Here is a 12,482-nt window from a genome sequence, read left to right on the forward strand (position 1 = left end):
GGCGCCCCCCCCGGCCCTTTCTGTTTTCAACTACCGGGTGGAGGACTGGGATATCAGCTCGTCGAGCTTCGCCCGTCGGGTGAGCGATCCGTTCACGGCCCAGAATCCCTCGGGCACTTCGTTCACCAGAGTCCAGACGGGGTACTCCTTGCCGGATGCCTCCTGAAGCACCGCAGTGATCTCCTTGGCCAGTGACTCGTTCTTCTCCGGGGTGAGGAATCCCTCCAGGGGAGTCACTACGACCAGAAATCCGGGTTCGACTCCGGCCGCCCCGGTCGCGGCGCTCCCCTTGCCGGTTTCGTGGACGTACACCCAGGTAGCACCGGCGAAGAAGTCGGTCTGCGGCAGCTCCATCCACCTCAGGACCGCGTCGGCCACGCTCTTCTGGACGGTGGCGAAGGCAGGTCCCGGCAGAGCATCGGCCGGGGCGGTGATTTCGACAAGCGGCATGATGTGTCCCCTGGCATTCCAGTCGGCGTGAATTGTCTACTCGCCGTTCTCGGCTGCATGAAAAGTATCTTGGCTACCTACTGCATGCACTACGGAGATACGAAGGGGTACTCACACAAAATTGGATACGGCTTGGTTGAGGACGGTGGCTAACTGTGCGCGCCGACGGATGCCTAACTTGCGGTAGATGCGGGTGATGTGCAGTTCGATCGCCCGGGTGGACACGGTGAACCTCTCGGCTATCTGCCTGTTCGTCATGCCGTCGAGCATCAGGGTGGCGATACGGCGCTCGTGGGCGGTCAGGTCTTCATGAATCGCGGGGCGATGTTTCGGCGGGGTCGCTCCGGAGCGGACGGCGGCGGATTTCGCATCGTCGCGGACCACCCCGAGGGGTCCGTGGAGGGCGGTGCCGCGCTCCAGGGCCGCCAGGACGAGGTGGCCCACCTCGGCTTCCCATTCCCTGATCTTGATCTCGTTGATGATCTGCGCCTGGGCGTACGGGGAGGAGTAGACGATCCGGAGCAGTGAGGCGCGGTCACGTGCTTCGCACAGGAGGAACTCTCCGCTGCCGTCCCGCCAGGGCCCGCCGCCGATGAGGACGCCGCGCTCAGCCATCCGCTCCCAGTAGGAGCGGTGTGCCTCACCGACTCTGATGCGCTCTCCTTCGTTGTCCCGGAATGCCATCTCCACTACGAACGCCATGTCTTCTCCCCGTTGGATGATTGAGGTCCCAGATGTTCTTCGCGTGGCAACTGCCGGTACGCCGCAGGTGTTCATGTGTCGCTGTCGGAACTGCTTCGAGCATGGCGAACCCGTGTGCCTGGCCGCCTCGTTGCGGCCGGGCACACGGGGTCACCCCGGCGGTCTACGGTTTCGCGGTCGCGTTGCTGACCTGCCGTGCGGCAGCTTCCGTTGGTGCCGCCGCTGCCGGTGTGCGGGGCTTCTTGCGCAGCAGGCCGGTGGCGGCCAGGACCGCGACGGCTCCGGCCCAGACGGTCCAGCCCAGCGGTTCATTCAGGGCCACGGCGCCCAGGACGACGGCAACCGCGGTCATGAGGTAAGTGACGGTGGAGGCGACGGTCGCCCCGTCCTTGATGATCAGTTCAAAGTTGAGCAGGGCGGCGAACCCGGTACACACCACACCCAGGATGATCACGGAGATCACCGCGTCGGTCCGCCAGATGACGGGCTGCAGCCCCAGGAAGGGGAAGGCCACGAGCAGGAGGCCGGTGGCGACGGTGAGCTGGCTGCCGGCCAGCATCAGCGGTGGGATGCCTCGGCCGACCAGGAACTTGCCCATGTAGGCGAAGCTGGCGCCGAAGCTGATGGAGCCGAGGAAGAAGCACAGGATGCTGGCGCCGCTGCCAGTGCCGGCCCCGTTCCATGGGGAGGCGATCAGCGCGGTGCCGCCCAGGCCGAGCAGTACGCCGGCCGCCTTGGCGCCGGTGATGCGCTTCTCGGTGGCCAGCAGCAGGGCGGCGGCCAGGGTCCAGATCGGGGCGCTGCCGTTGACCACCGCGGCCACGCTGCTGGATCCGTTCCGCTCGCCCTCGGCGTACAGGGTCCAGGGAATGGCGTTGCCCAGCAGGGCCGCCACGGTGATGTGGCCCCACACGACGGCGTCCTTGGGCAGCTTCAGTCCCTTCGCGTAGGCGATCGCGAGGATCACCGCGGCGCCGAGTGCCAGCCGGATGAGAACCATCTGGACGGGCGAGAAGCCGTAGCCGGAAATTTTGATCCATAAGAAGACCGAGCCCCAAATCAGGCTCAGTGCGGCAAGCCGCGCATAGGTTGCTCTGGACATGGGAATGCCCGCCCTCCGGACAGAATGCGTCAATGGAATTGGCGTGATGCGCCAGGGAAATGACCTGGCTTCAGCGTGGCATTCGTTTCCTTCAGGGTCCATCTATGTCTGGTGGAGGGTACTGTCCACGAAATGTGGACGGTCAGGCGGCGGCGTCCCCTGCCTCGGGGTGTTCCTGCCGCACGGTCTCGGTGGCGACCTCGCGCAGCACACCCAGTACGGCGGCGATCTCCGGGGACTCCTGGCTTCCCTCGCGGACCGCGGCGAACACCTGCCGGCAGGGAGGAAGGGAGGTAAATGCCCTGATGGTCACTCCGGAGCGGGGTGCGGGGCTGGCCAGACGGGGCACCAGGGCTACTCCCAGGCCGACTTGGACGGCGGACAGGGTGGCGTCCCAGTCGCCGATGGCGTGGGACTCCTGCGGGATGAAGCCCGCCGCGGTACAGGCGGCCACCCCGATGTCGTGGCACATCCCGGTGGTGGCGAAGATCCACGTCTCGTCCGCCAGGTCCGCCAGTCGCAGCCCGGGCTTGTCCGCGAGCCGGTGGCCGTCGGGCAGTGCCACGTCGAAGGGGTCCTCGCACAACGGCACCCGGTGGAAGCGTGCTCCCTCCCCGCCTGGACTGCGCACGGTGTCGGCGGAGATGACCACGTCGGTCTCGCCGCGGTGCAGCATGGCGAAGCTTTCCGGTGGATCGGCCTCGGCGAGCACCGTGCGCAGCATCGGGCGTTGCTGCTTCAGCCGTACCACCGCGGGCAGGATCAGCGCCGAAAGCGTGGTGGAGAATCCCGCCACCGCCACCTGCCCGCACTCACCGCTCTGGTGTGCGGCCAGTTCGGCTTGCATCTGCTCGACCTGCTCGAAGACGGCGTCGGTGTGGCGCAGCACGATCCGGGCGGCCGCGGTCAGCCGGAGCCGCCGCCCGGCCGGCTCGGTGAGTTGGACGCCCAGTTCCTTGCCGAGTGTGGCGATCTGCTGGGAGACCGCCTGTGGCGTCAGGTGCAGCGCCTGGGCGGCCGCGCCGACGGTACCCAGGCGGCTCAGTTCCCGGAGCACCCGTAATTTGCGCAGGTCAAGCATGCCCTGCGTACCCCCTGTCCCCTCGTGTGCATAACGCACTGTCAGCGGGTCACGCGCACGAGCCGTCACCCGTCACTCACAATAGGTCACCAGTTGCAACATCGAAGACTTCATTTACAAACATTTCAAGAACCTCGATGTCTTGGTCAGTGCGTCCGTGGGCGCGGTGCTCGCCGGGGTAGGTCGGGTCGAGGATCACTGAATGAGCACCCGCCTCGGCGAGAAGTTCCAGGTCATCGCGGATCTGCGCAAGGGTTCCCTCACCGAGGACGCGGGCCGTGCTCAAAGGCCGTTCGGTGAGCCGCAGTTTGATCCGCGGGGCCAGAGCGGGCACCGGCATCTGCTCGTTCTCGGCGACCTGCTGGAGCGAGGGAAGACCGATACCGAGCAGCCAGTCGCCGGAGACGGAGGTGGGATGCCAGGCATCCCCGTGACGTACCGCGCGGCGCAGTGCCCCATAGCTGTGACCGCCGATCCACACCGGGGGCCCCGGGCGCTGCACGGGCAGCGGCCCGGTGTGGACCTGCCGGAAGGAGACGTGCTCGCCGTCGAAGGAGGCCACTTCGTCGGCCCAACACGCCTTCATGGCGGCAAGGTACTCGTCACTGATCGCGCCGCGCTTGCGGTAGGGGACGCCGAGCACGGCGAACTCGCGGGCGGCCCAGCCGGCCGCGGCCCCGAAGGTCATACGTCCGTTGCTGAAGCGGTCGATGTTCGCGACGACCCGTGCGGTGTGCACCGGGTGGCGGTACGGCAGGATCGCCACGGTGGTGCCCAGGCCGATGCGGTCGGTGGCGGCAGCCAGGTAGGCGAGCGCGGTCAGCGGGTCGTAGAACGGGGCGGGAAAGAGGTTGTGGACCTCGGGGGTGAGCGCCACGTGGTCGGACAGCATCACGTAGTGGTAGCCGGCCTTCTCGATCCGGCAGGCCCACTCGGCCAGGTTGTCGGGCGATGCCTCAGGGCCGTAATTCGGAAGATTCACACCGATCTTCATGGCTGGTTCCCTTCGTCGGGGTGGTGGGACTGTCATGGCCACGCGGGCCGGTGGTCGCCCGGTGCGGCGCGAGGAGGTACAGGAGGAGTCCGGCCGCGGTGGCCGCCGCGGCGCCGAGCGGAAGCCACCGCGCGTCCATACCGGTGGCGAGGGCCAGGCCACCGAGGGCCGAGCCGGCCGAGCCGCCCAGATAGGTGGCCGAGCTGTTCAGGGCGACGGCCGCACCGCCGGGGGCGTCGGCCGCGATCAGCCGGTGTTGCTGGGGCACCACGAAGGCCCAGCCCACCGCGCCCCAGAGCAGCAGCGGGAGCAGCACCAGGCCGGGAATGGTGCCGGCCCAGGGAAGCGTGACGAGGCTGAGGCCCAGCAGAGCCAGCAGGAGGGCGGAGAGCCGGGCCGGGTGGCCGGCGCGGTCCGCGAGCGTTCCGGCGATCAGGCTGCCGCAGACCCCGCCCAGGCCCCAGACCCACAGATACCCGGTGGGGTTCTCGATGCCCGCGGTGGCGTGGAGTACCGGCTGCAGGTAGGTGTACAGGCCCAGGCTGGCCACCGTCTGCAGCAGTGTCATACCGATGACCAGGACGATCCTGGCGTGGGTCAGTCCGGCAAGGCGCGTGCGCAGGGACGGCGCCGGACGGGCTTGCACACGGGGCAGCCCGGTGGCGAGGGCGAGGCAGGCGAGCGCCCCGACCCCCGTCACCAGCCACAGTGCGGCCCGCCAGCCCTGCCCGTCGGCGAGCAGCAGTCCGAGTGGGACCCCCAGCACTGTGCCGCCGCTCATCCCGCCGAGGACCAGGGCGAGCGCGCGCCCGCGCTGTCCGTCCGGGACCAGTGCGGCGGCGGCGGTGGCCGCGGTGGGACTGAAAAGACCGGCTCCCGCTCCGGCCACCGCGCGGCAGGCGAGCAGGAACGGATAGGTCCCGGCCAGGGCGCTCCCGGCGTTGGCCAGGGTGAAGACGAGTAGCGCAGCGACCAGGACGGTGCGCGTCGGCAGGCGGGCGAGTACGGCCGAGAGCATCGGGGCGGACACGGCGTAGCAGACCGTGAACACGGTGACGCACTGGCCTGCCTGGGAGGTGGACACCTCCAGTTCCCGGCCGATGCCGTCGAGGAGTCCGGCCATGACGTAGGCGTCCATGCCCGTGGCGAAGGCCCCGAAGGCGAGCACGGACACGCGGCGTAAGGACCGTGTCACCGTCAGCGCCCCCTTCCGTTTCAGGGCTGCCGTGAGCCGCCCAGCAATGTTCTATAGATCTAGTCCAATGAACCATAGAGCATGAGAAGCAGCGGCGATCTCAGGACGGCGTGGAATCCTGGACACGTGCGTACCTATCCCATGCCTCCCGCGGACGAGCTCGAGCTGCACCGGGTCCTGTTCGCACTCAGCGACCCCACCCGGCTCGCCCTGGTCACCGAGCTGGACAAGTCCGGGGAACTGTCCGTGGGCGAACAACTCGCCGGGCAAGTACCGAAATCCACGCTCAGCCACCACAACAAGATCCTTCGCGAGTCCGGGCTCACCTGCACGCGCCCCGAGGGGACCCGCTGCTTCATCTCGCTGCGCCGGGACGACCTCGAGCGGCGCTTTCCCGGCCTGCTCGACATGTTGCTGACCCATGCGACTGTGAGGCACACCACGTCCTGAGCGGGTTCGGAGTCCCGCAGGAACCTGCGCCCGGACCACCGGAACCAGCCGATCACCGGCCTACGGTGGAGACGACCTGGAGGGAGTCCACCGTGCCCGACCGATCCGTCATCAACGCGCTGTTCCCGCAGGACCTGCCCGAGGCCGCCGACTGGCCCCGCCGCTACCCGCCCCGCCGGCTGCCGGCAGGCGCCGAGGTGACCCGGTTCGCCCCGAGCCCCACCGGCGTCCTGCACATCGGGGGCCTGTACACCGCGGCGGTCTCTCGTGCGCTGGCCCACCAGACAGGCGGTGTGCACCTGCTGCGCGTGGAGGACACCGACCAGTCCCGCGAGGTCGCCGGAGCGGCCGGCTCGTTCATCCGCCTGCTGGAGGCATTCGGCCTCTCCCCCGACGAGGGCGCCTCCGTTGCCGCCGACGCGCAGTCGCGCACCGATGCCGGGGTTCGGGGTCCCTACCTGCAGTCCGAGCGCCGTGAGATCTACCTCAGCCACGTACGCGACCTCCTGCGCCGCGACATGGCCTACCTCTGCTTCTGCGACAAGGACCAGCTGGCGGCCAACGCCCAGGCTCAGCGCGCCTCCCGGTCACCCCTGGGGTACTACGGGAGGTGGGCCGCCTGCCGCACCCTGTCCGACAGCGAGGTGGAGGACAAGCTCGCCGCCGGCACCCCCTACGTGGTCCGGTTCCGCTGCCCGCACGAGTTCCCCGGCCGTGTCCGGATCGACGACCGCATACGCGGCTCGATCGTCATGCAGGACAACGGCAACGACGTCGTGCTGCTCAAGTCGTCCCAGGAGACAGCTCCCCTGCCCACCTACCACCTGGCACACGTCGTCGACGACCACCTGATGGGGGTGACCCTCGTCGTACGCGGGGAGGAGTGGCTCTCTTCGACACCGCTGCACCTGCAGCTCCACACCGCCCTCGGCTTCCCGGTCCCCCACTACGCCCACCTGGCCCCGCTGATGAAGGCGGAAGGCCCCAGCCGACGCAAGCTGAGCAAACGCAAGGACCCCGAAGCAGCCGTCGAGTACTACCTCAGCGCCGGCTACCCGCCCCGGGCAGTACGGCACTACCTGTCAGGGCTGGCCAACGCCCGGCTGATGGACCTGCCGACCGCCCAAGCTCTCGCCGCACCCGTACGCATCCACGAGATGCGCCCCACGGGCCCCCTGGTCGATCTTCCGAAGCTCAACTCCATCAGCCGGGAGTACATCGCCGCCCTGACCGCCAATGAAGTGCACGCCCAACTGCTCTCGTGGGCCGCTGACCATGACACCGACCTGCACACCGCGCTCACCGCGGATCCGCAACTGGCACGCCAGGCCATCTCCGTCGCCCAGGGCACCGGCGCGCAGATCCGCAAGGACCTGACCCGATGGTCCGACTTCCGTGACCGGTTCGGCTTTCTCCTCCCCTCCCTGGCCCCGCAGCACCCGGCATCCGACGACGAGCGCTTCGACGGCCTGGCCCCCGCCCTCGTGCACCGCATCGTGAAGGACTTCGCCGCCAACTACCAGCACAGCGACAACGCCGCCGCCTGGCTCGACCAGATACGCGCGGTGGCCAAGCGGCACGGCTTCGCCCCCGACACCTGGCACTGGCGCCAGAACCCGGATCACTACGCCGGTCCACCACGCCAGGTCGCAGGTGTCATCCGCGTCTGCGTCACCGGCGCGGAACGCAGCCCGGACTTGTTCGCCGTCGCGCAGGCCCTGGGAGAACAGGAGGTGCGGAGGCGGCTCACCCTGCGCACCTGACATCGCGAAGTCCGACGGAAACAAAGGCGGCGAAGGGGCTGCACCGAACGTCGGGACGGTGACGTCCGGATCTTGCCGATCCCGGACCATCGCCGCACCGACATCGGCCCGCGTCACCTGCGTTCGGGCTCGGTGCTCACCGTGCAGGGCGCCCACAGGTACTCGTAGACGGCGTGCTGGTGGCGTTTTTACTGCTCAGAGCAGGTGGGGCGGTCGGGTCCGCCAGTACGCGGTGACCAGCAAAGTCGCGCGGTTGCAGCCCGCTGAAACGGGGCTGCCCGATGCGGTTCCGACGCCGTGATCACACCAGTCATGTGTAGAGATCGTTCTCCACACCTGTGGACCTCGGAAAGCCGCGCTTCAGCCGCAGCGGCTCTCCCGTGGCTCCATGGAGCCCACCTGGTCCATGCGCCGGATCTCCCGCTCTGCCGCTTCCAAGTGCCCGAGGTCGAGGGCCATCGCCGCACGCCCGGCGACGTAGAAGATGTCCTGTCGGATCCGACAGTCCAACCCCGGCCGGCGGCACAAGGCCAGGAACCGCACCTCGAGACTGAGTTCGATGCGGCCCATCTCGTCCCGGACGCGGACCGGGAGTGCGGCGTGCCGGAGATCCTTGGCGTAGTCACGCGTCTGCCGGTCGGCCTCATCGGGCCGCGCTTCCACGGGACGATAGGGGTGATCGGCCCACTCCGTGTCAGCCCACCCGACGAGTTCGTCCAGGTACTCCGAGGCGACCCCCGAATCCGGGGGCGAGGCGGAGAGGGCCGCGTCCGCGCCGGCAACCAGCTGGGCGAGACGACGTCGCGCGTCGTCGTCCCCCGCCACGCACATCGCGATGAACCCCGACAACACGTCGAGCCTGCGCGACACCTCCGCCCGCTGCCAGATCTCGTACAGTCCCGCCATCCACCATTCCCTCGCCGACCGACTGCGTCTCCGCGCCCCGAACCCTATGACGCGCCCCCGCCAACAGGTCCAGCGAATTAGCCAACGCCCACCCCGGCGGAACGAATACGGCGAGACCTCCACCAACCCCAGACCGTGTGGCCCACCAGAGCGACCGCAACGGCAACAGCCATGAACCGAACGGTGGTCCAGGTACCCAGAACAACCTGACTCGGCCCGCGCGACTCCGTCTCCAGACGCATGGAAGTCTCATAAAAAGCCACCAAGGGAACAAGCAGCCGGAAGAACAGGCCGCCGATGCCCGGCACCTGTGCGAGGTTCCCCAGGAGCCCGAGGGGTGCTCCGAAGAAGAATGCCAGCACACCCCAGAGGGCAATTCCGGATGATCCCGCACCTGAGGAGTTCAGTCCACCCAGGGAGGCCAGGATTCCCTTGGTCAGGTAGTAGGTCACGACACCGATTGCCAGCCCCAGAGGCGCGAGAACAACCGATTCGATTTTAGACCGGCGGAAATAGCCCACCAGAAACGCGTAACAGGCCCACGGCCACCCACCGGTGAAAACGGCGCCCACGGCCGTACCTGGACGGCCGCCCCCATGCTCAGCGGCAGGCCCTATCAGACCAAGCAACAAGCCGAGCCCGAGTGGCACCGCAAACGACGCCGCCCGAGCACCCCAAAATTTCACTCTCTCCCCTTCCGGCCCAAAGGGGGCATTACTCCGGGCCCATGTGCGCCCGGAGTAATGCCCTACCCGAGGGACAGAGCGGCCCCCGACTCGAACCTGAGCATCTGCCTGCCGTGGTGGTCAACTGGCCCTCGGTGTGGCCTGACCGATGAGTTTTGCGCGCCGTGCTGGTCTGTACGCCGAATACCGACTCACGGGAGGCTGACGCCATGCGGAAACTGACCTTCGCCATGAACATGAGCCTGGACGGCTACATCGCCGCGCCCGGCGACGACCTCGGCTGGAGCGTGCCGAGCGACGAGCTGTTCCAGTGGTGGTCCGACCGGGTGGACGCCACGGGCCTGGCGCTGTACGGGCGCAAACTGTGGGACACGATGAGCTCCCACTGGCCGACCGCCGACAAACAGCCGGGGGCCACACCGGCGGCGATCGAGTACGCCGGCCGTTGGCGGGACATGCCGAAGGTGGTGTTCTCCTCCAAGACCAGCACGGTCGACTGGAACACCCGTCTGGTCACGGGCGACGCGGTCACCGAGATCACCAGGCTCAAGGCCGACGACGGCGGCCCCATGGACATCGGCGGTGCCACACTCGCCGCGGCGGCCATGCGGGCCGGGCTGATCGACGAGTACGCGCTCGTCACCCATCCGGTCCTGGTGGGCGGCGGCACGCCGTTCTTCACAGCCCTGGACAACTGGGTGAACCTGAGCCTGGTGGAGACCCGGACGTTTCCCGAAGGCATCATGCTGACCAGGTACGAGACCAGGCGCTGAGTAACCGACGGCGGATCAGCGCGGGTGGGATCCCCTGATGAACGACCCGACCGGTGGCTACTGGCTCTCCCGGCTGGAGAGGTACGCCTGTCGCGGCGTCCGGTCGTCAAGTGCCTGGTGGGGCGGAAGGTGTTGTAGGTGTGGCGGAACTGGTTGATCTCGACGGTGCGGTCAGGTCGACCGCGGTGACCGGCAGCCCGGTGAGCGGTTGATGCCGGGCAGGTGGACGCCGTAGAAATCCAGCATCATGAGGGCCCGGGCCCGCGTCCGCTCCTTCATGTACGGCCAGGCGGCCTCCACCAGGCCGTCGGCGTTCAGGAGCGCTTCGAGGACCTCGAAGTAGGCGGCGCCTCGGACGCTCTCCAGGGAATGCGCCGTGAGTCGCTCCACGAACTCCCAGCATCGTGCCAGCAGTTCCGTGTCCGGGGTGTCACTCTCCAACTGCGGCATCAGGACCGAGGCAGTGAAGCATTCGGCCAGCACCGAGTGCAGGTCCAGGGCCGCGTCCTCGGTCAGAACGGCCTCTTCCGCGGGCATCCCGTATTTCTCACCGAGGCAGTCCGCGGATTCGGGGACGGTGCGCAGCAGAAGGGAGGGAATCTCTTCGAAGAGAACGTCACTCATGTCTTTTCCGGCTCCTTGAGCAGTGGCAGGACGGACGGGTCCCGTACCGTAACCGGTGGTCACCAAAGTCAGTGTGTGGCACTGCAACTCGGGCGCGACCGCCGTCGCACGCTGGTCGGCCCGGCTGCTGCCTGACCCCGGCTCGGCGACCTCAAAGTTCTCGTCGCCCAGCAGGTGATCCTCCTTCAACCCGGCGGCACACGTCGAGGTGCTGCCGGGCATCAAGCCGCCGGCCCTCGCCCGGAAGCAGCCGCCCATCCCCCCGTAGAGTCGGCCTCGTTGGCGGTGGAGCGGAACCGAAGGGACCCGACGTGCGGCTGCGTTGCGCTGTGCTGGACGACTTTCAGAACGTGGCGACCGAGGTCGCCGACTGGTCGCCGCTGGCCGACGAGGTCGACGTCGTCACCTTCGACACCCACTTCCCCGACGAGGACGCGCTCGCCGCGGCCCTCGCCGACGTCGACATCGTGGTCACCCTGCGCGAACGCGTGGCTTTCCCCGGCTCGTTGATCACCCGCCTGCCCCGGTTGAAGCTGATCGTCGCCTCCGGCATGCGCAACACCGTCATCGACTACGCCGCCGCCGAGACACACGGCGTCACCGTGTGCGGTACGGCGAGTTCCTCCACCCCACCCGTCGAGCTGACCTGGGCCCTGTTGCTCGGCCTCGCCCGGGGGATCGTCGAGGAGAGCGGGTCCCTGCGCGAGAACGGCCCCTGGCAGCGGACGGTCGGCGCCGATCTGCACGGCCGTCGGCTCGGGCTGCTCGGCCTCGGGAAGATCGGCAGCCGAGTGGCGCGGGTCGGCCTCGCCTTCGGTATGCAGGTCAGCGCCTGGAGCCAGAACCTCACCAAGGAGCGCGCCGACGAGGCGGGCGTCGACCTCGCGCCCTCCTTGCCCGACCTCCTCGCCACCAGCGACTTCGTCTCCGTCCACCTGGCCCTCGGCGACCGCACCCGCGGCCTGCTCGGCCCGGCCGAACTCGCCCTCCTCAAGCCGACCGCCTACCTGATCAACACCTCGCGCGCCGCCATCGTCGACCAGGACGCCCTCCTCGCCGCCCTGCACGAGGGCCGCATCGCCGGCGCGGGCGTCGACGTCTTCGACACCGAGCCCCTGCCCGCCGACCACCCGATGCGCACGGCCCCCCGCCTGCTCGCCACGCCCCACCTCGGTTACGTCTCCGACGCCAACTACGCGACGTACTACGGCCAGGCGATCGAGGACATCCGGGCCTTCCTCTCGGGCTCTCCGATACGGCGACTGCCCTGACCGCCCTCCGCGTCCTTGTTCAAAACGGGTGATCTGCACCGAAGCGCCGTTACCAGCCGTGACGGGCGGCGTTGAAGGGGGAGTGCGACGGCGCGTCCTGCCGTCGTACCCCCCGAACCAAAGGAGAACGTGATGTCTCGCATCGCGAAGGCAGCCGGAGTCGCCCTCGGCACCGGTGCCGTGATGATCGGCGGCGCCGGCCTGGCCATGGCGGACGCGGGCGCCAACGGCGCTGCCGTCCACTCGCCCGGCTTCCTGTCGGGCAACGTCGTCCAGGTGCCGATCCACATCCCGATCAACCTGTGCGGCAACACCGTCAACGTGGGCGGCCTGCTGAACCCGGCGTTCGGCAACCACTGCGAGAACGGCAGTGGCGACCACAAGGAGAAGAAGGCCGACGACGAGAAGAACGGCGGCCACAAGGAGCACCGCGCCGGTGGCCACAAGAAGGGCCACGGGCAGGGCTACGGCGGCTGATCGTCCGC

14 protein-coding genes are annotated in these 12,482 nt (G+C 68.5%); 5 read left to right on the plus strand and 9 right to left on the minus strand.

The features are described from left to right. Positions 1-30: 30 nt before the first annotated feature. The 6 genes from RNB18_RS43210 to RNB18_RS43235 all read right to left on the minus strand — a co-directional run bounded on the left by RNB18_RS43210 (position 31) and on the right by RNB18_RS43235 (position 5,524). Positions 31-450, minus strand: coding sequence for a tautomerase family protein (locus tag RNB18_RS43210; protein ID WP_311719608.1), 420 nt, complete (start codon positions 448-450; stop codon positions 31-33). 111 nt (positions 451-561) lie between these two features. Beyond that, positions 562-1,152, minus strand: coding sequence for a LuxR C-terminal-related transcriptional regulator (locus RNB18_RS43215; protein WP_311719610.1), 591 nt, complete (start codon positions 1,150-1,152; stop codon positions 562-564). A 163-nt stretch (positions 1,153-1,315) separates the two neighbouring features. Then, the gene (locus tag RNB18_RS43220; protein WP_311719611.1) at positions 1,316-2,254 is read right to left on the minus strand and encodes a DMT family transporter; all 939 of its coding nucleotides are present in this window, start codon (positions 2,252-2,254) and stop codon (positions 1,316-1,318) included. Positions 2,255-2,396: 142 nt separating this feature from the next. Further along, on the minus strand, positions 2,397-3,335 hold the full coding sequence (locus RNB18_RS43225; protein WP_311719612.1) for a LysR family transcriptional regulator: 939 nt from the start codon (positions 3,333-3,335) through the stop codon (positions 2,397-2,399). A gap of 76 nt (positions 3,336-3,411) precedes the next feature. Continuing rightward, entirely contained in the window at positions 3,412-4,329 is a 918-nt protein-coding gene (locus RNB18_RS43230; RefSeq protein WP_311719613.1) for a TIGR03619 family F420-dependent LLM class oxidoreductase, read from the minus strand. Further along, the gene (locus RNB18_RS43235) at positions 4,292-5,524 is read right to left on the minus strand and encodes an MFS transporter (RefSeq protein WP_311719614.1); all 1,233 of its coding nucleotides are present in this window, start codon (positions 5,522-5,524) and stop codon (positions 4,292-4,294) included. The genes RNB18_RS43230 and RNB18_RS43235 overlap by 38 nt, the downstream gene beginning before the upstream one ends. Positions 5,525-5,650: 126 nt before the next feature. On the opposite strand from RNB18_RS43235, the gene RNB18_RS43240 reads away from it, so the two are divergent. Next, positions 5,651-5,974: an ArsR/SmtB family transcription factor gene (locus tag RNB18_RS43240; protein WP_311719615.1), complete on the plus strand. Its 324-nt coding sequence runs from the start codon at positions 5,651-5,653 to the stop codon at positions 5,972-5,974. A 92-nt stretch (positions 5,975-6,066) separates the two neighbouring features. Then, the gene (locus tag RNB18_RS43245; protein WP_311719616.1) at positions 6,067-7,737 is read left to right on the plus strand and encodes a glutamate--tRNA ligase; all 1,671 of its coding nucleotides are present in this window, start codon (positions 6,067-6,069) and stop codon (positions 7,735-7,737) included. 360 nt (positions 7,738-8,097) lie between these two features. Here RNB18_RS43245 and RNB18_RS43250 read toward each other — a convergent pair whose 3' ends face one another. Both RNB18_RS43250 and RNB18_RS43255 read right to left on the minus strand, forming a co-directional pair. Continuing rightward, a complete protein-coding gene (locus tag RNB18_RS43250) occupies positions 8,098-8,643 on the minus strand; it encodes a hypothetical protein (protein WP_311719617.1) in 546 nt (181 codons plus the stop codon). Positions 8,644-8,720: 77 nt separating this feature from the next. Then, complete coding sequence (locus RNB18_RS43255) at positions 8,721-9,215, minus strand: hypothetical protein (protein ID WP_311719618.1); 495 nt, start codon at positions 9,213-9,215, stop codon at positions 8,721-8,723. Between the two features lie 323 nt (positions 9,216-9,538). On the opposite strand from RNB18_RS43255, the gene RNB18_RS43260 reads away from it, so the two are divergent. Continuing rightward, positions 9,539-10,102, plus strand: coding sequence for a dihydrofolate reductase family protein (locus RNB18_RS43260; RefSeq protein WP_311719620.1), 564 nt, complete (start codon positions 9,539-9,541; stop codon positions 10,100-10,102). 171 nt (positions 10,103-10,273) lie between these two features. Here RNB18_RS43260 and RNB18_RS43265 read toward each other — a convergent pair whose 3' ends face one another. Continuing rightward, positions 10,274-10,726, minus strand: a complete 453-nt coding sequence (locus RNB18_RS43265; RefSeq protein WP_311719621.1) for a hypothetical protein — start codon at positions 10,724-10,726, stop codon at positions 10,274-10,276. Positions 10,727-11,037: 311 nt separating this feature from the next. Between RNB18_RS43265 and RNB18_RS43270 the strand changes: the two genes are divergently transcribed. Continuing rightward, positions 11,038-11,997: a D-2-hydroxyacid dehydrogenase family protein gene (locus RNB18_RS43270; RefSeq protein WP_311719623.1), complete on the plus strand. Its 960-nt coding sequence runs from the start codon at positions 11,038-11,040 to the stop codon at positions 11,995-11,997. 132 nt (positions 11,998-12,129) lie between these two features. Continuing rightward, positions 12,130-12,474: a chaplin gene (locus RNB18_RS43275; protein ID WP_311719624.1), complete on the plus strand. Its 345-nt coding sequence runs from the start codon at positions 12,130-12,132 to the stop codon at positions 12,472-12,474. The last annotated feature ends 8 nt before the right edge of the window (positions 12,475-12,482 follow it).

This window comes from Streptomyces doebereineriae (assembly GCF_031845645.1).
GTDB classification, from domain to species: domain Bacteria; phylum Actinomycetota; class Actinomycetes; order Streptomycetales; family Streptomycetaceae; genus Streptomyces; species Streptomyces canus.

Bases quoted from the DNA above. Each gene is read 5' to 3' on its own strand.
- RNB18_RS43275 (WP_311719624.1), top strand. From the start codon at position 12,130: ATGTCTCGCATCGCGAAGGCAGCCGGAGTCGCCCTCGGCACCGGTGCC.
- RNB18_RS43265 (WP_311719621.1), bottom strand. From the start codon at position 10,726: ATGAGTGACGTTCTCTTCGAAGAGATTCCCTCCCTTCTGCTGCGCACC.
- RNB18_RS43260 (WP_311719620.1), top strand. From the start codon at position 9,539: ATGCGGAAACTGACCTTCGCCATGAACATGAGCCTGGACGGCTACATC.
- RNB18_RS43250 (WP_311719617.1), bottom strand. From the start codon at position 8,643: ATGGCGGGACTGTACGAGATCTGGCAGCGGGCGGAGGTGTCGCGCAGG.
- RNB18_RS43230 (WP_311719613.1), bottom strand. From the start codon at position 4,329: ATGAAGATCGGTGTGAATCTTCCGAATTACGGCCCTGAGGCATCGCCC.
- RNB18_RS43220 (WP_311719611.1), bottom strand. From the start codon at position 2,254: ATGTCCAGAGCAACCTATGCGCGGCTTGCCGCACTGAGCCTGATTTGG.
- RNB18_RS43210 (WP_311719608.1), bottom strand. From the start codon at position 450: ATGCCGCTTGTCGAAATCACCGCCCCGGCCGATGCTCTGCCGGGACCT.
- RNB18_RS43215 (WP_311719610.1), bottom strand. From the start codon at position 1,152: ATGGCGTTCGTAGTGGAGATGGCATTCCGGGACAACGAAGGAGAGCGC.
- RNB18_RS43225 (WP_311719612.1), bottom strand. From the start codon at position 3,335: ATGCTTGACCTGCGCAAATTACGGGTGCTCCGGGAACTGAGCCGCCTG.